Consider the following 22,988-nt stretch of genomic DNA (forward strand, 5'->3'; position numbering starts at 1 on the left):
CTTTGCTCAATATTCAAATATAGTTTTATTTCTCTTATGGCACATAAAACTTCCGCTAATAAATGTACAATACTTACCTTTTAATTTTAAATTTACTGTTTTGTAAATGAAAATCACATACCTTTTGTCCCTGTCCAATAGTTCCATTACGTTCAAAAATTATGTTCGGTCTATATCCTGCAAAAGTAGTTATATCGTTAGCACAAAATACTGGACACAACTCAGGACAATTATAGCGTTTTGTTGTCTCCATATATATACAGCTTGTCATATCAAAATGTATTTCTTGCTTATCATATCGCTGCCATACTATACTCCATCCTTCTTTCGGATAGTTTTTATTCATTACCGATTTACAGAACATTTTAAATAAATTGTATCCAAAAGGTATTTTACCTACAAACTCGTTCTTTTTTTGAATTACCTTCGCTGCAATTTGTGTAATTTCTAATGTTTTTTCATATGCGTTCTCTTTTGTAAAATTTGACTGCAAAAATGCTGAATATATAGCTATCGTAGGAAGAAGATTTGTATTCATATGTTCCTTAATTGCCTTACTATTTCTATAATCAGCTTCATTTTTCATTTCAGCTAATTTTCTATCTGCTATTTCAAATATCCTTTTCCCTTGTTCTGCCCCAAATTGTCTTATGCACTCATCATAAAAAAAATGGAATCTCGTTTCACTGAAACTCATATTATCACCCCTAATAACACATTAAGATACACTTAAAATTTAATAATTAAATCAACTCAGTACTAACTTGATTTGTTAAAGAACCTATATTATCTATTTCCAATTTTATAACATCACCTAAATCTAGTAAATGCAAATTTTCCATTCCACAGCAATTAGGAATTGTTCCTGAAGCCATAAACTCCCCAGCGTAGACACGTTCTCCTTTAGACGCATATGCAACAGCTTTTCCAAGTGAATGATAAAATTCATTTAACTGTCCTTCAGCTACTAGTTCTTCATTAATAAACACTCGGGTTTTTAAAGTATTCAGTACTGGCAATATCTCATCTGCTGTTACTACCACATTAGATATTGAACTAGCAAAATCTTTTGCCTTACATGGTCCAAATCCTGTCTTTTTCATTTCATCAAGCTGTACATTTCTAGCACTGAAATCATTAAACACACAGAAAGCGCCTATTGCAGCAAGTCCCTCTTCTTCAGTTGCATTAAGAAGTTCCTTAGTGATAATCATGCCAAGTTCTAATTCATAATCTTTAATCGTTGCATACTGCGGATAGCTTACAATTTCACCATCTCCAATAAATGACAAAGTGTTGCCCTTATAATATACAGGATTATCATACCACGCCTTTTTAGGTTTAAAAGCTGGAAAGGTACGTCTAAATATAGCTTCATATGCTCTTACAATTGGATATTTGTTAGGCATAATGAACTTTGTAAAACCACGTCCACTGTTAATTATGTGTCTTTCGCACAGCATGAAATCGCGGTAAAGCAGCGGACGAAAAGGAATAATTTCTTTCATATTTTCTGTTTGGCAGCAAATTTTTAAATCAGCTCTTCCTAAAAGGCAATTCAAATATTCTTTACTATCCGGAAGTCTCTGCAAAAACAAAATAAGATCTTGAGACGCAGACATTAATTTTGAATATTCTTCACTGCCATCCGTTGAAAATTGTTCAAGCAACTGCGATAAAACAACCCACTTACCTTCATGCAAAACAGCAAGTGAAACATCCTTCTCTGCTGAACCTATCTGTAATTTCTTAATTTTCAATTCAATCACTCCTTGTACTTTGTTATTATTGATTAGTAGAAATTTAATATCTATAATTATTTGTTACTTTAACATGTTCAAATAACCTTAACTTAATACCCGGAATGAAGACTGTGATAACAGTCAGCTATACCGGGTTATTATAGATTTCTATTAACTTCTTCCAATTAATAACGAAATCTCTCTTATCTGTTTTTGAGATTGTGCTATACGTTTTTTTACTTGAAAGATTTCAGCATTTGGAACATTGTACGCCTTCAAGCTAAAATCAAGAATCATATCGATTCTTTTTTCAAGAGGAAGCTACGTGGATAAATAGCGATTGGCGATAAAACTGCGCATAGCACCCTTTATTGCCAAAGTTCGTATGTAATAATCCTCAAATTCAAAATCAGGATTATAGTCCTCAAAAAGAAACTGAGATCTTTTAGCTGCAACATTTACAAGTCCATCAAACACACTTTTTAAACTATAAGCTTCATAATAGATTTCACAAATACATTCCTCTTCTTCAACTACTGTAAGCTCAATCGCACAGAATATTCCATATCTAAAAACTGGATTTAAATCTTCTCCAAAGTAATTACAAATGATGCCATCGCCTTTTTCAAATATTTCGAGAACAAGACTTTTAAAGATCTCCTCCTTATTTTTAAATAAGTAATATATGCTGCCAATCAATACACCGGATCGCTCAACGATTTGGCGGATTGTTGTCTTTTTATAACCTTGCAATATAAAAAGCTCTTTTGCACTTATCATTATTTTGCTTCTCGTGTCATCCATTGTGGTCACCTCAAAATAGCCTCTCTTTAACATGTTCAACGCTTAAACATTACTGCTATAAATATAAAATATCAACAGTAACGTTAACATATTCAACAAAATATACAAACTTTGAAGCGGCACTGTTGTCCTTCCTGCAACTGAAGAAAGGTTGATAATAGTACCAGCTTTATGCTCTCTAAAGTGTGGTAGCATTTCTTCAGTAGTATTTATTAATCCTATAAGATTTGTTTCAACCTGCCTCCTAATATGTTCCTCAGTCGCTGCCTCTAAAACACCTATTGTATAGAAGCCTGCATTATTTACAAGTACATCAATTTTACCAAAATAATTTATTCCCTCTTCAATTGCATTTTTTATACTATCGAAGGCAGTAACATCGCATTTTACAACTCTCACATTTTTATTTTTGCCAATTCCTTCTCAAGCTCTGGCCTTCTCATAGTTGCAATAACATTCCAGCCATTTTCGCAAAAAACTTTAGCAGTTTCTCTGCCAATTCCTGATGATGTTCCAGTGATAAAAACAGTTTTCATTACTTAACCCCTCTTTCTTTTATTCCATTTATCATATCTACTAACGTTTGATTCACAATTTTTACTATTTGCTCGTCCTCATACTGAACATTTGAAGTTGCAATTAATGTAGCAATTCCCTGTACTAATAAACTGATACGTTCCAAAACATCTGCACATTCTTCATCTCCAATTTTGTATTGTGTTTTTATTTCTTCAAAAATTTTTTGATTGCTTCTAAATCTCATTCTAGTTGTAAGGAAGCTGCCTCCCATACAATATTCAGACATATAAATTAGTCTAAAAACATTTCTATTATTTTTCGCCAGACTAGTAACTTTAAGATAACTGCTTTGAATAATAGAATCAAAGTCTTCACTGCAAAGAACCTCTCGTTCAAATTTTTCACAAATGTAATCATGCAGTTTCTGCCTCAACTCTTTCATATTCGGAAATTGACTGAATATCGGCTGTGTAGAACATTCCAGTATTTTTGCTATGCTTCTGGAATTAACGCTTTCAATTCCACTGATTGTAACTAGTTTATAACCTGCTTCTAGAATCATTTCCTTTGTTACCTTTATATTAGGTGCCATATAAACCCTCCTATATTAAAAATACCACGTGTTATATATTATGTGATATATAACACGTGGTATTTTGTCAACAGTAAACTTTTCTCAATATCCTTGCTAGATATTCTCTTGAATCTATATAACTTTTTATAGTATTCAAAATCATAGTAGTAATGGCAAGCTACTCCCTCTGGCATATGTTTTGAAAGTATCTGCTTTAGTTCATCCTTATGAAGCTTATTTTGTGTTTTCAGCTTTCTTTCTATAGTATTATATCTGCCAAACAGATTGTCTCATTTTGTTCTTCACAAAGCTTTCCATACCAGCAAGTGTATAGTGATTTGTTGAACAAGGACAATACTTTTCAAAAACAGTCATAGCCCTTTTTATCTTATCTTCTGAAATTGGTTTAATCCATTCATTCGTTATCTCTCCTCTCATAAACGATTATAACAGTCCATCTAAATAAAAATTTGATATAAGTTACGGAAATATATACACATAAACTTATCAAAATATTATATCTCATTAAGCTAATAATTTATATATGTTATATATTGACAATCAAAGCAATCTATGCAATAATAATACCGACCGGTTGGTAGTAATGGAGGTGATGATATGCAAGGAGAAGAAAATGATTCATTAAAGGTATCAACATACGAAAGAATACTGAAGGCAGCTGAAGATGTATTTTCAGAGAAAGGTTATGATGCTGCTGGAGTAAACGAAATAGCACGGCGTGCTGATATAAGCAAAACCCAAATCTTTTACTATTTTAAAAACAAAAAAGATCTCTTAAATGAGCTTACTAAAAAACATATCAGCAGATGTATGAAATATAGAGGCAAAATATGGAACAACATGGATTCAAAAACTGCTGAAGAGATGGAAAAATTTGTTCAGCTTCTAATGAACGAATTAGAAAAGGAAAAAGATATTATGAGAATAGGACTTATAGAGTCCCTTAAAAACGTTTCTGAAAATGTATCAATATTTGATTTACTAGATCCTATATTTAGTGATATATTCTCGCAAGTCAATAATAAGGATTTAACGGAAGTTACAGAGGATAAAAACATCGAGTTCATTATGAATATGCTTTTTTTAGGCATGATTCCACTTTATACCTTCTTTATTTTGAATGATAAATTTGCTCAATATTATAATGTTGATACAGGCAAAACAAGAGATATATTTTGTAAATTATATAAAAACATATTTATAAACAATATAATCAAAGGCAACTAACTTTAAAGCTGTTATTATGGCTAAACATTCAGATGATACATAGTGATCATCTGAATGAAAATTCTATGTGCAATGCCGACCAACAGGTTGGTAGCTATAACTATTACATTCAATTAAAGGAGTGATTATAAAATGAATAAAAATAGAAATATCCTAGCCTTTATTGGTCTAACAATAGCTGCATTCCTCGGAACCTTAGACAGTACTATAGTTAATATTGCTTTACCTGATATAACAAATTATTTTAACTCATCATTAAATGATAGTAGTTGGGTAAGTACAATTTATGTGCTGGCCTTATCCGTTTTTTTAATTTCTGCTGCTAAACTCGGAGACCAATTTGGAAGAAAAAAACTCATGATTATTGGTTTAATACTATTCGGATTGAGTTCGGCTATGTGTGGTTTTTCTAACTCGCTGTTATTTCTTATAATTATAAGATTTATACAAGGCTTAAGTGGTGCAATTATCACTCCCATCGTTTTACCAATGGGGTTAGAGATATTCGGAAAAGAAAAGCGACAATTCGTTGTAGGAGCTTCAGGAGCAATTGTGGCTCTAGCCGCAGCCAGTGGCCCACCCATTGGTGGATTACTGATACAGTATATGAATTGGCAGGCTGTTTTCTTCGTAAATGTACCACTTTGCATATTAGCTGTTATATTAATAATCCTGTTCGCCAAGGAATCCTATGATGATACAGTCTCGAAGAAAATTGACTGGTTAGGTATGCTGCTTATAACAATATGTCTGTTCTGTTTGGTTTTCGGACTTCTTAAGGGAAGAGAATATGGCTGGAACTCTTTGCTTATTATATCTCTCTTCATTATGTCAGCAGTGACTTTGATACTGTTTATTTTTATAGAGCGTATCGCCCCTTCCCCAATGATAGAGCTCAGTCTTTTTAAGGAATCTACCTTTACAGCCTCCAGTATATGCTATATGATAACTGGTTTTGCTACTATGAGTCCCATACTCATATTTAATTATTTTCTTCAAGATGTATTGAACTACAGTGCCCTTGATGCAGCTTTTATTCTTATGACAATTTCAGTTACCGCAATGATTTCAATACCAGCTGGGAGTATGCTTTCAAAGAAGGCAGGCACAAGAGTTGTGAACTTTTTAGGAATCCTCATACTGGGAGTAGGCTGCATTTTGCTTTCACGAGTTGAAATTAATACAACTAAAGTTATAATGATATTTAACTTATTCATATGCGGAATTGGACTTGGCTTCTCATGTCAAGCTATAGCTTCATCAATTAAGTACCTGCCAGAAGATAAAAGCGGAATAGGGTCAGGAATTATTAATGCCTTTAGACAGATAGGCACATGTATTGGAATTGCATTGCTAGTAAGCCTTCTTAATTCAGGAGTTTCAGGTGCAAAAACCGACATTAAAAAATATGCTGTTGAAGATATAAAAAATCACAAAGAAATAATTACTCCAGTTAGAAGAGAGCTTATTAAAATAGTAAATAACACAGATAAAGAAAATAACTTTTCTCAGAATTCAATAAAAAAGAAATTAGAGAAAAAACTGAAAAACAATAAATCAATGTTATTAAAAAAATCCTCCTCTACAGATAATAAAACTCTTGCTGCTTTTTATAAAGGTGCAAATTCACTAAAGAAGGGGGCAAAAAAAGCAGCTGTCGGACAGAATAATTTAAATTCTGGAATTAATCATCTAAATTCCGGGTTAGATGCTCTCTATAACGGTACTAGTTCTCTAACTGCAGGTATGAAAACTCTAAAAGACAGTCTGAAAGAAGTATCCCTTGGTTCTGATAAATTATATACATCAGTTTCTGATAAAAACAAAGGTTTAAATAAACTCTCCGATGGCATTCATAAATTAAATGTAGGTACTAAAGAGTTGCTTAAACAATTCGAATCAAACAGTAATTCTAAAATACCTACTTTATATGATGGAATCATGAGTCTTTCAAAGGGAGCACAGAATGCTTCAAAAGGAACTGATAATTATATCTCAGTAGTAAACAGTACTCTATATACTATTATCAGTAATGATCCTACTTCTCCTCAACTACTGACAGTTTATAAAAACAAACTTCTTAAGGCTAAAACTGAATATTCAAGTTCAAATAGCAAGAATGACAGAGCTAAACATATGAATGAAATTAGAATGCTTAGTAACCTGATAAATATCTATACTGCTGCCATTAATCCATCCGTAAATAATTCATCTGACTTCGAAGAAAAACTTATTTCTATGGGTAAAAGCAATACATCAGGAGAAAGCGTCGTATATGCAGGTTCTTCTCTATCATCTGGAATCAATAAACTTTCTGCTTCAACAAAAAAACTGGCAGCTCAATTTAAAAAATCAGGGACTTTAAAAACTAGTATCGAACAACTAGCAAATGGTGCAAGCAAACTCGAAAGCAGCACTGGTGGAATTAATACACTGGAAACCAGTATAGGTAAACTTAACAATGCTCTTTCAAAATTCAGCAGTGGCGCCGATAGAATATATGAAGGCACAGATAATATACACAAAGGAGCTCATAGTGCTTTAAATGGAAGCGGCAAACTTAAAAAAGGGTCAGATAAATTAGTAAGTGCTTCCGAGAAAATTGAAAGTGGCACAGAACAGATAGTTACTGGTTTAAATATGCTGGAACAGAAAGATCTGATTGCTGATGAAGTTAATGATATTAAGAAATATAAGAATAAAGAAATTACAGCTGCCTTCGATAAAACCTTCTTTATCGCAGCAATGATTATTTTATCTATGTCAATCTTTGGTGTATTTACTGATAAAAAAGGTAGGAAGTGATTTCCGTCGGCTGGAAAATGTCTCCTTCAACCACTTCCTACTAAAAAGAAGATTACCTTTTCATTCTACTTGGTGAAAGCACGCTTTCATGGGCCTTTTCTAAAAAGAAACGAAATTGATTCATAGGAATTCAGCACAGCTGAATTCCCACCTTCACTTTTCTCTTTACTCTTTACTCTTTAGTAGTGTATCTTGATATTAATTAAAAGTTATCCACAATTGGCAAAAAGCATAAATTCCTAGACGCTAAAAATTGAAATGTTGTGGCACTACGGAGACTAATCCATTCATTAAAGACTTATAACAATAATCTAAATCTATATAAAATCTTATATTTAACCAAATTTTTACCTAACGAATATGTAACTTTCCTTTATAAATTCCATCAACTGGTCGATAATTAAATGGTACTGATACAAAATAATACTACAAGGGAGAATATTTATGAAATTAAAACAAAAGCTAATTATTATAATACTGCTAATAAGCGGTATTCCGCTCATTCTATTTTCGGTGGCTTCTAATTGGTTTTTCAGCAATCAGCTGAAGCAGACTATTAGCCAATCGAATCTAAACAAATCCAAGAATATTCAAACTAAAATAGATGATTTAATCTCAAGTGATTTCAAGGATTTAAAGATACTGGCTAGGAATTCTGATGTTCGTGCTTTCAACAAGGCAAAAGTAGTACAATTACTGACAGAAACTAAAGCTCTTCACCCTGAGCTTACAGTCACTTTAGATGATGCAAAAGGCCAGCCATTTGCAAGAGATACTACAGAAACTCTGCCAAATATAAGTGACCGTCCCTACTTCCAGCAAGCTATAAAAGGCAATGACGAGGTTATATCAAATGTACTAATCAGCAAAGCTAATAAGCACTTGATTATTAACATAGCTACACCAGTAAGAGATAAAGACGGAGGCAGTATTATAGGTGTAGTCCACGCAAGCATGGAACTTGCGAAAATAAGTAATTTAACTAAGGAATTATCGGATAAAACTACTACCGTCTATATAACTGATAAAGACGGAAAAATCATAGCACACCCTAATGTTAAATATGTTACGCAAAGAAAAGACTTAAGTAAATTATCAAATATCAAGAGTGGTTTATCGGGTAAAAACTCTTCTGGAGTAGTAACTAATTATGCAGGCCAAAAAGTATTTGGATCTTATGCGTACCAAAGTAAAACTAGATGGCTTATTTGCACAGATACAATATACTCATCAGCCATGGCTAAGGCTACTGCACTAACTGCTACATTATCTGTTGCTACAGTCATGGTATTAATTGTTATAGCTCTAACTGCTTATTTCTTATCAGTTAGAATAGCTAAGCCATTAGTAAAATTAAGCAACGCAGCTAATCAAATTGCTGGCGGAAATTTAAATGTTTCTGATATAAGCATAAAATCTAAAGATGAAATAGGAAACTTGGCTAAAGCCTTTTCTATTATGACAACTAATTTAAAGAGTATTGTTAAGAAGATTAAAGATACTTCTAATGCAATTTCGGCAGGTTCAAAAGAACTAACTAATTCTACATCTGAAAATACAAAAGCATTAAGTGATGTTGTGTTAACCATAAATGAAATAGCTGAAGGTAACAGTAAACAAAGTGATATGATTACTAACACAAATGATGCTATACAAAATATCGCATCTTTAATTAACGATGTAAACTCCTCTACAGAAATTGGAGCTAATAAATCTGTTGAATCCTTAAAGCTGGTGGAAGAAGGTCAAAATTCTCTTAAACAACAGGTTGAGAGAATGCAGGAAAGCGATGTAACTACTAAAGAAATCAGCGCAGCAATAAGTGAATTAGATGATATGGCAGTAAGAATAAAAGATTTCATTGAAGTAATAAACAGCATAGCTGAACAGACTAATTTACTAGCATTAAATGCTTCTATTGAAGCAGCAAGGGCAGGTGAACAGGGCAAAGGCTTTGCAGTAGTTGCTGATGAAATACGAGTTCTATCCGAAAATTCTGCTAAGGCCGTAAATCAAATTGGAGCTATCATAGAAGATATTAATAATAAGACCAGAGTAGCTACAGAAAAAGCTGAAAATGTTACACTGGCTATGCAGGCACAAAAGGATGCATTAAGTATTACGCAAACCACCTTCCATAAAATTAAAGATTCCGCTAGTAACATTGCAGAACAATCCCAAAACATAGCAACTATGCTGGGAAAAATAAAAGACAATACGGAAATTGTTGTAGCAAAAGCTCAAGATATGTCTGCTGTAACAGAAGAATCTTCAGCCAGCATGCAAGAAATATCTGCTTCATCCGAAGAACAGCTTGCATCACTTGAGACAATTACAGAGTTCACTAAAACATTTTCTGATATGGCTCAATCACTTATGGCTGAAGTTGATACGTTTAAGCTTTAAACTTGTACATATATTATAAAAACTTTTCATATTAGCCATTACCGCGAATATAATATAAAAAGGTATAATGTAAAGCCGTGCAAACAAAAATACAGTGCACGGCTTTTTTTATCATTATTATGCTTATATGACTTGCAATTAAAATTATTAGCCGGAAATGATTCCTGCAGCTAAAATCCATTTAAATGCGCAGCTTTTATTTTAGATGTATAGTCAACATATGAAATATCCATATCTACTCTTCCGCTTATTCCTTTCACACTGCCAGCATCACTATATTGCCATATTCCTACAGGACCATCATAGGAAATTGAAGACGTCCATTGGGCAAGCCAGTGATCATAAGGTTTAAGTCTTGTGTCATCAAGTTTTGAAGTGAACCAATTCTTATTTGCATATATCATAGGATAATATCCAGCTTGCGTGAGTTTTTTTAAATACACAAGCACTATATCTGTTAATGTCTTTCTGCTGATACTACTCATGGATGCATCCTCCATGTCTATGCATACAGGATATTCAAACTGTTTTCCTTGCAGCTGTTTCATAAAGTTATTTACTTCTACAGCAGCTTTAGCTGTTGTTGTTGCATAACTATAATGATATGCTCCAACTGCTATTCCATTAGCTTTTGCACCAGCATAGTTAACTTCAAACATTGGATCTGCACTTTTGCTTCCATAAGATGATCTTATCATAGCAAACTTGACTCCAGAACTTTTCACTGCTGACCAGTTTATGTTTTCTTGCCACCTAGAAACGTCAATTCCTTTAATTTTAGTATCACTGCTGTTATCACTTACAGTCACACTGCAGCTAGCTTTTTTCTCTCCATCAACAGTTATTACAGTTATAACAGCAGTTCCTGCCCCAACCGCTGTTATATTCCCGTCATCATCGACTGTCACTACGGAATCATCTGAAGAACTCCATGTAACAGCTTGATTTGATGCATTTTGAGGAGTTATAGAAACTATTAACGTGTCAGTATTCCCTACAGTCAAGGTATCTTTACTCTTATTTAAGCTTACAGCAGTTACATTAACTACCGCTGCAACACAGCTTACTACAGTAGTAAAATCACTATATATCTTACTGCCTCCAACAGCTGCACAAGCCCTTACTTTATAATAATATGTTCCACCTGTTTCAAGTCCTATATCCATGCAGGCAGAAGATGATGAAGTTGATATCAAGTTGTATGGTCCTTCACTAGCTTCAGCTTTGTATACTTCATATTCTACCGCTCCGCCTAAAGCATTCCAGCTGACAGTAATACTGTTCTCAGATGATGCTTCCGCTTTTATATTCTTTGGAATATACAATTGAGGTTTTGAATTTACTACAGAGGAAAAACCACTATATACTTTACCGCTGCCAACAGTTCTAAATGCCCTTATTTTATAATAATAGCTTGTCCCTGTTTTTAAACCTGAATCTCTATAGGTCTTAGCATTAATTGAAGTTATTAATTGGTATTCTTCATTATTCGATTCAGATCTGTAGATTTCATAACCACTTGCACCTGATACTTTTTTCCAGCTTACGTTAACACTGTCAAAGGAATATACCGATGCCTTTACAGATTTCGGTACAGACAGTATAAGCTTCGCACTCCTAATAGGTGAAAAATCACTATATGTCGTATTTCCGTCTAATATTCCATATGCTCTTATCTTATAATAATAACTTTTGCCGACTGTAAGTTTAGTATTGCTATAGCTTGTTGTAGAAACTGTTGCAACTAAAGAATAGTTTCCTTCCTTAGAAGCAGCTCTGTAAATCTGATAGCCATTTGCACCTGTCACCTTGCTCCAGCTGAGTTTAATAGTATCATAAGAAGATGCTTGAGCTTTAAGTGAAGTTGGTGCAAGAAGCATTAATTGAGAATTTTCTACTGATGAAAAAGCACTATATACCTTGCTGTATCCAATCGTACTATATGCTCTTACCTTATAGTAATAAACCTTTCCTGGTGCTAGTCCTGTATCTTTATAGCTGCTAGAAGATGTTGTTGTTATTAAACTATAGCTTCCATTTTGTGAAATTGACCTGTAGAGCTCATATCCTGTGGCCCCAGGCACCTCACTCCAGCTTACGTTAGCACTGCTATATGATAGAGAAACTACCTCAAGAGAACTAGGTGCAGCTAAGGTCGTTTTACAAACTGCTGCAGTTGAATAATCACTATAAACTCTACTATTTCCTTTAGTTATGTACGCTCTTACTTTATAATAATAATTCACTCCTGGAATAAGACCAGTAATGGTCGAAGTATGTTCTGTAGTCGTTTTTATTAATTTATACGCACCTTCACTTGAAGTCGCCTGATATAATATGTAGCCGCTTGCACCCTGAACTTTCTCCCAGCTCATAGTAACGCCAGTATTCGATGTTTGTATAACTTTTACTGAAATCGGTGCAGCAAGAATAGGTTTTCCACATCCTATTGAAGAATATGTGCCATATATCTTCTTCTTGCCTAAGATTTTATATGCTCTTATTTTATAGTAATAAGTTTTGCCAGTACTAAGTCCTGACACTATGTAACTATTTGCTGCAGTAGATTTGATTAACTTATATTTTCCATTACTGGAAGTAGCCATATACAAGCTGTATCCACTTACACCTTGAACCTCTCTCCAGCTTACAATAACACTATTATATGATACTGATGCAACCTTTATTTCAATTGGTATGCTAATCTTTTTAACTGCCGCATTTGCAGTTTGCGGAATTTGAATTATACTTACCAAAAACGCAATTAAAATAATTATCGAACTTATTTTTCTAATTTTTCCTTTTTGTGCTTCCAAAACATCCTCCCTAATCAACATTTCATAATAAATTTTATAAATAAGTTTAGCCAATGCAAGCTATACCTAAATAGGACAATGCTTGTCCTATTCATAAAAAACCATCTGCTGCTTTATCTTTTCACATAAAAATAACAAACTTTCTTCATCCTCACCTTTCTTCATATATCCCAATTTTCATACATCTTCCAACTCTTCACTCTATAATACGATATTCTTATCGTTCAAGTTCTCATTTTGGAAAACATTTCTTACACAATATTATCTAGAGTCTCTTTAGTATTGCCTTAATAATGTAAAGGGCTATAATATTATGTGTGATAAAAAAATACTATTTTTATTGAAATGATACTTTTGCATTATGGACATTTTTAACAAGGGGGATAAAGTTTTGAACAATTACAAAGGAATAGTATATGCACTCTTATCATCAGTAGCATTTGGAATTATGCCAATTTTAGCTAGAGTTGCATATATTAATGGATCTAATCCAACTACTGTATTAGTATTTAGATTTATAATTTCAACCTTAGTATTATTTCTTTACCTAAAATATATTAAGATTGAGATTAGTTTGAAAAAGGAACAGATATTTTTATTATTAATAAACACTATTGGTTATACTATAACTACTCTTGCCTTGTTTATATCTTATAACTACCTAGGAGCAGGTCTCGCAACGACTCTGCATTTTATATATCCAGTTGTTGTTTGTATAGTAGGCTTTATATTCTTTAAAAATAAAATGAGTACCAGAAAAATAATATCTCTATTGCTTGCTGCTACGGGTATATATTTGTTAGCTGCTTTCAAAAACAGTACAATAAATGTTTTAGGTATTTCGTTAGCTTTATTTTCCGGTGTAGCTTATGGATTCACTATGATTGGTCTTAATCTAAAACCTATAAGAAACTTAGACAATAGAGTTGTAACTATGTACATTTGTTTCGGATCATCAATAGGTACTGCTTTATATGGACTACTTAATAATTCTATAACTCTAAATTTTAATTTTAAGGCAGTAATTTGTTATCTGGGTATATCCGTGATTTCAACAATAGTATCAATAATTTTGCTGCTAAAGGCTACAAAAATAATAGGAGTATCCTCCTCCGCAATACTTGGAACCTTCGAACCTATAGTAAGTATATTTCTCGGAGTATTATTTCTTGGCGAAAGACTATCTATTGTTTTGTTAATTGGAAGTGTATTTATACTAATTTCTACAGTTATATTAGCTAAAGATAGATATGAACACTCTTAGATAATTACCAACTTTTATGTTAAGATAAATATAGACTGGAGGAAGTGTAGAATGATTGAGTTGAGAACAATAGTGCCGAGATATGGGGGTCATTTATTAAAACTGATAAATGGGATATTGCAATTGACTTCTGGAAGGAAATGATTAAACTGCTTCCTCAGAACGTAAAAACATTACATATGTTTCCAAATAAGCAAAATACTCATGTTATTGATTTAGCTAAAAAGCTTGGCTTTCATAACCATGGTGGACATACTATTTTAATGTTTTCTAATAAATATATAGGTATGCCCACCAACGAACTTGCTATAGAATTATCTCAAGAATATTTCCAGGATTTTGTTAATCTTCATGATACAGTATTTCCAAATGCTTATTATAAGGGTAAACAAATCATTCGACGACTAAACAAACATCGAAAAGTGTTTATTATTAAAGAAAATTCGTCTCTGTGTGGATATATATATGCAGAAGCTGAACCCGATGTTAGTCTTAGTAATATAGAATTTCTTGCAGTTGATGAATCACAGAGACGCAAAGGTATAGCCAGCAGATTACTGTCTATTGCCCTTAAATGGTTGTTTAGCTTTGATACTATAAATTCTATTACACTTTGTGTAAATTTAAAAAATGATAAAGCAATTAAATTGTATACAAACTTCTGATTTATGCGCATACATGATTTGTCCTTTTTTACTAAAAATTTAGAGTGAATACTGTTTATCCATTATATTTAAGGCTGTTTTATAAAGATATTTGCTTTTTTAGCTTTTCTTTATATTTTATAAATCATATAATCAATTACTACTTAAAAATCCTTTTTACAAAATTATAAAGTCCACTTTTCCAAACAACAAAATCGTGTCCTCCATCTATTGTGTACCACATATGATCCACTCCATTTTTAACTAACGTCTTGTGATATAAATTTGGAGTATTATCAACTACATCGTCACTATTTCCAGTACAAATTAAAATAAACTTTGGAGGATTTTTGCCATTCTCAATTTTAAATTCCTCTTCACTAAATTGTCCCACATAAGCCCGTCTTGAATCAGGCAATAAGCCTGGAGCCGGTGAAAATGCACCAATGTAAGCAAAAGTATCCAGCATGAAATTTATTTCATAATAATATATTTAAATTCAGAAAACTCCGCTGTACCACCAATTTCTTTTGTAGAATACAAAAACAATCCAAAACGGCAGCCAACAAACTCATCCATCTTCCATGCCATATTATGAGTAATGCCAAGTTTCTTCCAGCCTTCTTCGGCCTGGTAGTAAAACTTGCATTCATCAATCCCATCTTCAAAGTTTCCATGTGCTTTAAGTATAACTCTGCTGCCATTTAAAGGAACTCTCCCAAACTCTTCACCTGGTTTGCTGTCTACTAAATTTCCAAATATAGTTTTATCCTTTGTAGTTCTGGCAAGCATGACCAGATAATATTGATCATTCTCTTTAGTAAGTGCAATTAGTCCATAAGAACTAATAAGAAAACTTAATCCTGCATAGTCGCCATTCTTAAGTTCACTTCCATCCAAAGTTACAATAGCTTCACAGGCCGGTCCCATAGTTCGCTGCGTCAAAGTATTTATTGCAAACGTAAGATTCGGACTTATTTTTCCTGAATGTATGCGGTAGGTCCCTAGCTTTTCTGTAACTGACCAAAGTGAAGCATCTGGTACATGATTCCACTGCCAGAAATCCTTCAAACGCACTTTACCATTCTCATCCGGTTTATATATAAAATCATCACTTCCAACTAATGATTTATATCTATATTCTGGTCTAGTACTTGATATTTCAATATATTCCGGTGCTGTTTTATCAAATACAGGGAAATCATCTTCCCAATGCATTGGCACGATAACAGGAATACGCCCAACTGCACCGTGATCCTGAAATAGTATAGCATACCATTTACCATCTGAAGTGTCCACAATTCCTCCCTGTGCAATACCAGAATTGTGGTATCCCATGTCATCGTTAAAAATATCCCTTCCAGTAAATTTGCCTTCTAATGAATCCGCTGTAAAGCATGCTTCAGTTCTACGACTATGTTCATTCTTTGGCATATGAATAAAAAAGGCATAATATTTTCCGTTAATTTTATAAAGGTGAGACCCTTCATAACCAAGATAATGCGGCTGTGTGTCCCTTACTATAATTCTATTCAAACCATTTGGTTTAGGAGCTGAAAGATCCTCCTTTAATTCTGTAAGATGGATCTCCGTATTGCCATAAATAATATAGACTCTTCCATCATCATCAAACAATAATGAAGGATCATGATAGAAGCCTTCGATTTCACTTTTCTTCCATGGACCATTTATATCATCGGCTGTAAACAGATAAGTCTTATGCGTATCATTGGCTACAAAACACACATAGAATTTTCCTTTATGATGTCTCAGTGACGCTGCCCACATTCCTTTTCCATATATATGTTTTTCGCCCTCTAATTTTTGGTCTGGTGTGTCATCAAGAACGTCATATACATGCGCAGCCACTTCCCAATTTACAAGGTCATAAGAACGTAATATTACGCAGCCTGGCATAAAATGCATTGTAGTGCTTACCATATAGTAAGCATCATTTACTCTTATTACATCAACGTCAGGATAATCAGCCCAAATAATTGGATTATTCCTCATACTTCATTTTCCTCCTTAATCTGACTAACTTCATAATCATTATTTCATACCATAAAATTCTTCAGGATCAAAGCCTAAATAACTATCTGTCTTATCATCTACTGGCATAATTTCTATCATACACAAATGGTTGCAGGAAATTGCAAGCTTAACTTCATAAACTCCTTTGTTTTCAAACAATTTTGCGTCTGTTTGAAGTGGTTCTGCTGCTGCTTGTAATATCCTTAACTGCTTCTTATCAAGGTTGCGTGGTTTGCCCATATTGCTCCAGGTTTGCATAGGATTTGCGTTTGCCCCTCCTACCTCTTTTTTAACAAGCAATGCCTGTTTTCCAACTGAAGGCAGCAATAAAGAATAGCATTTATCAGGTGATTCTTTGTGGTCTCTCATATCATGCCAGTTCCAACCAATAATTACATAGGTATCATCCTTCTTTGTAACTATTATGTTTTCGTCTCTATAAAGCAGCTCATTACCAGCATTAGCAAAGAATTCAAAGGTATAAAATGTTGGTTTTTTTATTGAATTAAGAGTAACTAGACCAAACCCGCCATGAAAAACTGACTTTGGTACGTCCGCCTCTTCAAATACATCACTAAATGTCCAGTAAGAATAAGAATCAGCATATTCTCCAGCTTCACTTAGAATGCGAGCGATAAAGGCTGCATTGAAGTTTGTATCATGCACTGGACACAATGGGTTATATGAGCTGTTAAACTCTGTTATATGTAACGGCATATTGGCAACCTGGGGATAATCAGACATTATTTTACGTGTTTCTCTAAGTTCATCAATCATAAAAGTAGGTTCATTCATAACATGGTACACATAATGACCACGTGTAGTCGTAGGTTGAGCAGTATAGCAATGGCGTGTGATAAAATCCAGAGGAAGATTCTTCTTTATGCAATGTTCAAAGAAGGATCTAAGCCAATGTTCAGTATCAATTCCGCATATTGCCGGTCCTCCTACCTGAATACGTGGATCAGCCAGTTTTACAGCCTTTGCTGAATATTCATACAGCTTAAAGTATTCCTCCATAGTACCTGCCCAGAATCCAATATTAGGCTCATTCCAAACTTCTACAGGCCAGTTTACTACTTCTTCTCTTCCATATCTTTCAATAAGATGATTTAGGGTTTTTGTAATCAATTCAGCCCATTTTTCATAGGACACAGGCGGTGCAGCATTTCCCTTCCAATAAAACACAGTCTGATCTCCGCTTTTTAACTTTTCAGGCATAAACCCAAGTTCAAGAAACGGCCTTATACCATTCTCAAGATAGGAATCCATAACACGATCAAGATATGTGAAATTATAAAAAGTACTTGTTTTGCCATCCATTTCAACTTCACGATATATACCCATATCATCACAAAACAGTCCATGCCCTCGAATATATTTGAAATGTACAGCCTCCTGAACAATTTTCAGATGGTCAATGTATTCCTTTTGCAATGCTAATCCCATTCTTCCCGTACCAACACAATAATTTGCATTATTTTTAAAAGGTATACCTGAAACAGGTACTTCAATCTTTTTTACCATTTTATTTCCTCCTTGATATTACCAATAAAATCACTTTATTTTACAACTACTTCTATGGATACTTCAGCTAATTCCTTGTTTAAATCCTTATCCTCCGTCAAATCCAATACAGGATATCCGTCAATATCAAAATGAACCCGACGAATACCAGAAGATCTTGGTGCATCAATTCCCAGCCTTCCATGATATGCATTCCACACTATTCCATCATCATCTGTTACATAAGAATTATGACCAGTACCATATTCCCCCGGTACACTTCTTGATGTAAGCAGTGGGTAGTTAGTTTTTGTCCAACTTTCAGGCTTTAGTAAATCAGCCCCATTCTCTGCTGTCAACAAACCTACAACATAGGTTGAATCTACTAGTGCACTTGAAAAAGTTAAGAACAGCTTTTCTTCCCTTATTAATGCATATGGTCCTTCATCAACAAAAACATGATTATTCGCCCACCCATATTCAGGTTTAGAAATAATTATTGGATCACTTATAAGCTTCCAAGGCTCCTTTGAATCAATCTTGGCAATGTAAAGCCATGCCCCGAGATCAACTGGAAGAAACTGACGTTGGGACCAAACAGCGTAATATTCTCCCTTCCATTTGATTACAGTCATATCCAGTGATATAGTCTTACCAGCTTCACATAAATATGCACCATCTTTTTTAACAACGCGATGTGGTCTTGACCAATCTTTAGCACACATCGGATTACCACCCTTACGTAATTTCATAACATGAGATTCCTCATAGAAAAACTCTCCTGATGTAGCAGCATGAAAGATATATAGCTCATCATCAATTACATGAAATTCTGGTGCCCACAATAACCCACCAATACCATCATAAGTACTGGAATCGAGAATTAATACTTCTTCCGCATCTAACAACTCTGGAATTGTATATGCTTCCCTCATATATAGAGTGTGATTACCATCAGCATCGTTTGTTGCAATAAAATAGTATTTTCCATTCCATTTACCAACACATGGATCTGCACGGTTAATTGCAATTGGGAAAGCATAATGATCTTGATGCACTTTTCCCTTTATTCTATAGTTTCTAGATTTGTTCCACTCTATTACTGATGTATCCCAATCTACTTTTTTTAGAGTTTTAGTGCCGTCACTATAAACAGCTGTAGCTTTGATAGCCTTTAACTCTTCTTCTGAAGCAACAAAAACCTTGTTAGGAACTTCTATTTTTATATTAGTAGGAACTGTAAGTTTTAAAATAAGTCTTTGAGCTACTTCCTTGGATATATTAATCACATTTCTTGGTACTATTCCTTCAATATCAGAATTAATTGAACGTAAAGCAAAAGCTTCAGCCGTCTCTGGTTCAGAAACTCCCCCAATGTTAACCATATCTTCAACAAAATTCCTGTAGCACTTTCCTTCTTCATCACTCCAGTGAAGTATATACGCTTTTTTCTCGTTGTCATATTCGCAAACAATATCGTTAACAAAACTTTCGGTTCCTAAATTTATCAGACCAACTTCCTTGTATTGTAAGAGATCAGAAGAAATAAATAGCAATATTTTTCCCCTGCTCTGTTCATCATTTTCGCCTCCCGCTTCTGTACGTATAGCTACAACACCAAAAGTCCCATCAACCATCTTAAAAATATATGGCTGCTTTAAACTTTTCGCATTTAGAGATCCATCAGCATTTTCTGTTGCCTTGGCAAACAGAACCCCGGAATTATGATTTAATTCTTTAAAACTCTTTCCGTCCTCACTGTAAGCAAGGTGCATGCTATAGGCCAGCTTCGCAGAATAAATAGCCTCATCTTGAGGTTTCCTTGTATAACAAAGTAACTGTAATGATTTTTTTATGGATAATTCCATATTTTTCACCTCCGAATTATAATTAATATTTATATTTTTGTTTATAGAAAAACATACAGTATTGACCTGTTTAACCCAAAGATATATACTAAAAATTAATTGATATATTCTAAGATTAGGAGAATAAATATGACGAATATTTTCTTTGTAGGATATGATGCAGTTCATACAGATAATTTTGTTTTTGATATCCCAGAAGGCCACGATTGCTGGCTGCTTATACACACCCATACACCTGCCCTATTCTGGGTAAACAATGAACTTAAAGAATATCCTGCTCACAGTGCTGTGTTGTATCAGCCACATCAAAAAATATATTATCGTGCCTGTATAGATCAATATATTAATGACTGGATACGCTTTGAATCATCAGAACCTTATGTTACAGATACTCTGCTTCCACACGGTATTCCTTTCTCTCTGGATGATCCTGAATACTGCCATAAGTTGTTTCAGCTTATTACTGCAGAAAATTACTTTAGCAAAAACTACAAGGAGTCTTCCATTGACTATCTTCTCAGAATCCTATTCAATAAACTCTTAGAATCTTACTATCACGACAATATATCTTCGCAATACTATAATCTCTTAAATCTTAGGATTGAGATACACAATAACCCTGGAAAACACTGGACTGTCAAAGATATGGCAAACAGCCTTCACTTAAGTCCTGGATATCTTCAAACAATTTATAAAAATACCTTTGGAATATCTTGTATGGATGATGTAATTGCCAGCCGTATTCGTCTTGCAAAAGAGTATCTTTTCCATGGAACTCATACTATCGCACAGATTTCTTTTCTTTGCGGATATAATAATATAGAGCACTTTTGCAGACAGTTTAAACAGATTACCGGATGTACTCCAGGACAGTTTATGCATCAATAATGTCCATTCTAACTTCAAAGTACTTATGCTTAAATCAATAAATTTTAAACTGCCCTGCCAGCATCAAGAGGCAAAAGAAATGCAGGCAGTTGTCGTAATATCTGCGATTACCTTTTCTTAGCGGCAGTTTCCAAAAATCTTTGACCCACTGGAATCTATACCTACCTTTTGCAGCAAGAGAACCTGCTGCGGTAGTAGCTATAATTGCATTTGGATGCAGTGCTGGGTCATCAAACGCTTCTCCCTTGACAGTATAAGCTTTATATTCTCCTAATTTAGCATTTTGGCTAAGAAATGTTTGAAGCTTATCAACGATATCTCCTAGTGCTTCATCCTTATTGAACCATGCTGAGTCCAACCCAATATTCATAGCTACACGATATGCATCTGAATAAAACTGATAATCATGAAACAATTTCTTTGGAGTCCCATCAAATTCAGCATATTCCGATGCCATTCCAGTATCCTTATCACAGCAAATATTAAGATATCTGCGGCTTGCTTCTGCAGCTCCCTGCCAAAATTCTCTATCCTCCTGGTCTGCCCAAAGAGAAAAAAGCTCGTAAAAGTGTGGAAGATGATAAGATGGATCTGAAAATGGAGTCTCCGGTACAAATTTAATGTAGTGATTAGAGCTGTCCCACATTGCTGCTCCGCCTTCAACAAGTTCAGCCTGATGTACACAGTGATGCAATATATCTCTTGCTTGAGCACTATAATCAAAAGGAGGTTCACCATCCCCCCATCTCCTACTGGCAAAAAATAGAGCCATAGCAAAATATTCTTCTCCATCCGGCGCTGGTCCCTCAGCATTTTTTATTCCATTAGTACCTACTGACCAGGCAAAGTACCCTTGGTACTTGCCACTGCTTTGATACATATATGTTTTTGCAAACCTCCAAAGTCTGTCAAAAATATCTTTACGGTTCATCTGAACCGCCATCATCATTCCATAACTCATACCTTCAGTTCTGGCATCATTATTTCCTGTGTCGAGCATATAACCCATATCATTATCTGTTTCAAAATATATTCTCTCCTTAGGATCAAAAAACATCTGATTAAAAGTTTCATTAACTTTCTTATCTATTTCATCTTGAGAAATTCCAATTTGAGCAAATAAATTTTTATATTTTCCTGTATAAAAAGCACCATTATTCATGTTCATTCTCCTCTTTTATTAAATTAAACCTTTTCACATCAGACTTATTCATATAAGTGTATATAATACAAGAAGATTATAAAATATCGCCCTTTTTGAAACAATGATATATTCTAATGAAAGATTGATATATTCTCATATTAAATAAAATGCGAACTAACGATGGGGGTATGACCTACCGGTCATTGCGCCCTTCGGGTTCTGTAAATTAAATAGCTGTTAATTATTTAATGTATCTTTTAAATATAAACTAAGTGCTATTGGATAAACGTTATTCTATGGAATAACAATTTTTTAATTTCTTCGAAGAAAACTAAAGTGCATCGCTAATTTTTTAGAAAGATAAAAAGCCTCTTTTTAATTTGGAAATTGCTAAAACTAATATCCATTTTAATAGAGATAACCTTAAAAAGCTATCTAAGCAGGACAGGTCTTGGCTTCGAAGACCTGCTTCTTCGTAGAGCCCTGTCACGATTAATAGGCTTTTAAGTAGTTGGATTATTAAAAGAAAGTTAATTATACCAGTTTCCATATTGAAGAGAAGCCTTTAACTCTCTTTATAATTAAGATCACACTTAATAATCTACGAAGAAAAATTAAAGATACAACTTCATCAAATAACGTCTGTAAAATTAACGTGTAGAAATTTTAGAGACGGTACTTTAAAACTAGCAATCTATATAATTTACAGAGCCCGCAGGGAGCGTT

General features: G+C 33.8%; 19 protein-coding genes. 6 read left to right on the forward strand and 13 right to left on the reverse strand.

Annotated features, from left to right (window positions below; translation table 11 throughout):
* Positions 1-73: 73 nt before the first annotated feature.
* From CLORY_RS04560 to CLORY_RS23200, 7 genes are all read right to left on the reverse strand, one after another.
* Complete coding sequence (locus tag CLORY_RS04560) at positions 74-697, reverse strand: L-2-amino-thiazoline-4-carboxylic acid hydrolase (protein ID WP_079422327.1); 624 nt, start codon at positions 695-697, stop codon at positions 74-76.
* Positions 698-743: 46 nt separating this feature from the next.
* Positions 744-1,760, reverse strand: coding sequence for a fumarylacetoacetate hydrolase family protein (locus CLORY_RS04565; RefSeq protein WP_079422328.1), 1,017 nt, complete (start codon positions 1,758-1,760; stop codon positions 744-746).
* A gap of 303 nt (positions 1,761-2,063) precedes the next feature.
* The gene (locus CLORY_RS04570) at positions 2,064-2,546 is read right to left on the reverse strand and encodes a TetR/AcrR family transcriptional regulator (RefSeq protein ID WP_169911527.1); all 483 of its coding nucleotides are present in this window, start codon (positions 2,544-2,546) and stop codon (positions 2,064-2,066) included.
* Between the two features lie 42 nt (positions 2,547-2,588).
* Entirely contained in the window at positions 2,589-2,945 is a 357-nt protein-coding gene (locus tag CLORY_RS04575; protein ID WP_169911528.1) for an SDR family NAD(P)-dependent oxidoreductase, read from the reverse strand.
* Positions 2,942-3,082: an SDR family NAD(P)-dependent oxidoreductase gene (locus tag CLORY_RS23930; protein WP_079422331.1), complete on the reverse strand. Its 141-nt coding sequence runs from the start codon at positions 3,080-3,082 to the stop codon at positions 2,942-2,944. The genes CLORY_RS04575 and CLORY_RS23930 overlap by 4 nt, the downstream gene beginning before the upstream one ends.
* Entirely contained in the window at positions 3,082-3,657 is a 576-nt protein-coding gene (locus tag CLORY_RS04585; protein ID WP_079422332.1) for a TetR/AcrR family transcriptional regulator, read from the reverse strand. Before CLORY_RS04585 ends, CLORY_RS23930 begins: the two co-directional genes overlap by 1 nt.
* A 249-nt stretch (positions 3,658-3,906) precedes the next feature.
* Complete coding sequence (locus CLORY_RS23200; RefSeq protein ID WP_169911529.1) at positions 3,907-4,077, reverse strand: hypothetical protein; 171 nt, start codon at positions 4,075-4,077, stop codon at positions 3,907-3,909.
* Positions 4,078-4,257: 180 nt separating this feature from the next.
* On the opposite strand from CLORY_RS23200, the gene CLORY_RS04590 reads away from it, so the two are divergent.
* The 3 genes from CLORY_RS04590 to CLORY_RS04600 all read left to right on the forward strand — a co-directional run bounded on the left by CLORY_RS04590 (position 4,258) and on the right by CLORY_RS04600 (position 10,098).
* On the forward strand, positions 4,258-4,887 hold the full coding sequence (locus CLORY_RS04590; RefSeq protein WP_079422333.1) for a TetR/AcrR family transcriptional regulator: 630 nt from the start codon (positions 4,258-4,260) through the stop codon (positions 4,885-4,887).
* A 132-nt stretch (positions 4,888-5,019) separates the two neighbouring features.
* On the forward strand, positions 5,020-7,692 hold the full coding sequence (locus CLORY_RS04595) for an MFS transporter (protein ID WP_079422334.1): 2,673 nt from the start codon (positions 5,020-5,022) through the stop codon (positions 7,690-7,692).
* A gap of 444 nt (positions 7,693-8,136) precedes the next feature.
* A complete protein-coding gene (locus CLORY_RS04600) occupies positions 8,137-10,098 on the forward strand; it encodes a methyl-accepting chemotaxis protein (RefSeq protein WP_079422335.1) in 1,962 nt (653 codons plus the stop codon).
* 170 nt (positions 10,099-10,268) lie between these two features.
* Here CLORY_RS04600 and CLORY_RS04605 read toward each other — a convergent pair whose 3' ends face one another.
* A complete protein-coding gene (locus tag CLORY_RS04605) occupies positions 10,269-12,914 on the reverse strand; it encodes a fibronectin type III domain-containing protein (RefSeq protein ID WP_169911530.1) in 2,646 nt (881 codons plus the stop codon).
* Between the two features lie 391 nt (positions 12,915-13,305).
* Here CLORY_RS04605 and CLORY_RS04610 point away from each other — a divergent pair, with 391 nt between their 5' ends.
* Positions 13,306-14,178: a DMT family transporter gene (locus CLORY_RS04610; protein ID WP_079422337.1), complete on the forward strand. Its 873-nt coding sequence runs from the start codon at positions 13,306-13,308 to the stop codon at positions 14,176-14,178.
* Between the two features lie 140 nt (positions 14,179-14,318).
* Positions 14,319-14,843, forward strand: a complete 525-nt coding sequence (locus CLORY_RS04615; protein WP_079422338.1) for a GNAT family N-acetyltransferase — start codon at positions 14,319-14,321, stop codon at positions 14,841-14,843.
* A 139-nt stretch (positions 14,844-14,982) separates the two neighbouring features.
* Here the strand turns inward: CLORY_RS04615 and CLORY_RS04620 are convergent, their stop codons facing one another.
* Genes CLORY_RS04620 through CLORY_RS04635 form a run of 4 tightly spaced genes read right to left on the reverse strand, consistent with a single transcriptional unit; the run spans position 14,983 to position 20,230 of the window.
* Positions 14,983-15,291 (reverse strand): alpha/beta hydrolase, encoded by a 309-nt coding sequence (locus CLORY_RS04620; RefSeq protein ID WP_079422339.1) that lies wholly within the window; start codon positions 15,289-15,291, stop codon positions 14,983-14,985.
* 5 nt (positions 15,292-15,296) lie between these two features.
* Positions 15,297-16,835, reverse strand: coding sequence for a glycoside hydrolase family 43 protein (locus CLORY_RS04625; protein ID WP_079422340.1), 1,539 nt, complete (start codon positions 16,833-16,835; stop codon positions 15,297-15,299).
* Positions 16,836-16,874: 39 nt separating this feature from the next.
* Positions 16,875-18,383 (reverse strand): GH39 family glycosyl hydrolase, encoded by a 1,509-nt coding sequence (locus CLORY_RS04630; RefSeq protein ID WP_079422341.1) that lies wholly within the window; start codon positions 18,381-18,383, stop codon positions 16,875-16,877.
* A 35-nt stretch (positions 18,384-18,418) separates the two neighbouring features.
* Positions 18,419-20,230 carry a family 43 glycosylhydrolase gene (locus tag CLORY_RS04635; protein ID WP_079422342.1) on the reverse strand — a complete coding sequence of 604 codons (1,812 nt, stop codon included), beginning with the start codon at positions 20,228-20,230 and terminating at the stop codon, positions 18,419-18,421.
* Between the two features lie 129 nt (positions 20,231-20,359).
* Between CLORY_RS04635 and CLORY_RS04640 the strand changes: the two genes are divergently transcribed.
* Complete coding sequence (locus tag CLORY_RS04640; RefSeq protein ID WP_079422343.1) at positions 20,360-21,118, forward strand: helix-turn-helix transcriptional regulator; 759 nt, start codon at positions 20,360-20,362, stop codon at positions 21,116-21,118.
* A gap of 34 nt (positions 21,119-21,152) precedes the next feature.
* On the opposite strand, the gene CLORY_RS04645 is transcribed toward CLORY_RS04640, so the two are convergent.
* Positions 21,153-22,280 (reverse strand): family 8 glycosyl hydrolase, encoded by a 1,128-nt coding sequence (locus CLORY_RS04645; RefSeq protein ID WP_079422344.1) that lies wholly within the window; start codon positions 22,278-22,280, stop codon positions 21,153-21,155.
* Positions 22,281-22,988: the final 708 nt, after the last annotated feature.

The organism is Clostridium oryzae (genome assembly GCF_002029235.1).
Classification (GTDB): domain Bacteria; phylum Bacillota; class Clostridia; order Clostridiales; family Clostridiaceae; genus Clostridium_AE; species Clostridium_AE oryzae.

What these genes read in the sequence shown, in the direction of transcription:
- CLORY_RS04585 (WP_079422332.1), bottom strand. Translation starts at nt 3,657, where the DNA reads ATGGCACCTAATATAAAGGTAACAAAGGAAATGATTCTAGAAGCAGGT.
- CLORY_RS04630 (WP_079422341.1), bottom strand. Translation starts at nt 18,383, where the DNA reads ATGGTAAAAAAGATTGAAGTACCTGTTTCAGGTATACCTTTTAAAAAT.
- CLORY_RS04570 (WP_169911527.1), bottom strand. Translation starts at nt 2,546, where the DNA reads ATGGATGACACGAGAAGCAAAATAATGATAAGTGCAAAAGAGCTTTTT.
- CLORY_RS23200 (WP_169911529.1), bottom strand. Translation starts at nt 4,077, where the DNA reads ATGAGAGGAGAGATAACGAATGAATGGATTAAACCAATTTCAGAAGAT.
- CLORY_RS04560 (WP_079422327.1), bottom strand. Translation starts at nt 697, where the DNA reads ATGAGTTTCAGTGAAACGAGATTCCATTTTTTTTATGATGAGTGCATA.
- CLORY_RS04615 (WP_079422338.1), top strand. Translation starts at nt 14,319, where the DNA reads ATGATTAAACTGCTTCCTCAGAACGTAAAAACATTACATATGTTTCCA.
- CLORY_RS04645 (WP_079422344.1), bottom strand. Translation starts at nt 22,280, where the DNA reads ATGAATAATGGTGCTTTTTATACAGGAAAATATAAAAATTTATTTGCT.
- CLORY_RS04620 (WP_079422339.1), bottom strand. Translation starts at nt 15,291, where the DNA reads ATGCTGGATACTTTTGCTTACATTGGTGCATTTTCACCGGCTCCAGGC.
- CLORY_RS04625 (WP_079422340.1), bottom strand. Translation starts at nt 16,835, where the DNA reads ATGAGGAATAATCCAATTATTTGGGCTGATTATCCTGACGTTGATGTA.
- CLORY_RS04600 (WP_079422335.1), top strand. Translation starts at nt 8,137, where the DNA reads ATGAAATTAAAACAAAAGCTAATTATTATAATACTGCTAATAAGCGGT.
- CLORY_RS04640 (WP_079422343.1), top strand. Translation starts at nt 20,360, where the DNA reads ATGACGAATATTTTCTTTGTAGGATATGATGCAGTTCATACAGATAAT.
- CLORY_RS04595 (WP_079422334.1), top strand. Translation starts at nt 5,020, where the DNA reads ATGAATAAAAATAGAAATATCCTAGCCTTTATTGGTCTAACAATAGCT.
- CLORY_RS23930 (WP_079422331.1), bottom strand. Translation starts at nt 3,082, where the DNA reads ATGAAAACTGTTTTTATCACTGGAACATCATCAGGAATTGGCAGAGAA.
- CLORY_RS04635 (WP_079422342.1), bottom strand. Translation starts at nt 20,230, where the DNA reads ATGGAATTATCCATAAAAAAATCATTACAGTTACTTTGTTATACAAGG.
- CLORY_RS04590 (WP_079422333.1), top strand. Translation starts at nt 4,258, where the DNA reads ATGCAAGGAGAAGAAAATGATTCATTAAAGGTATCAACATACGAAAGA.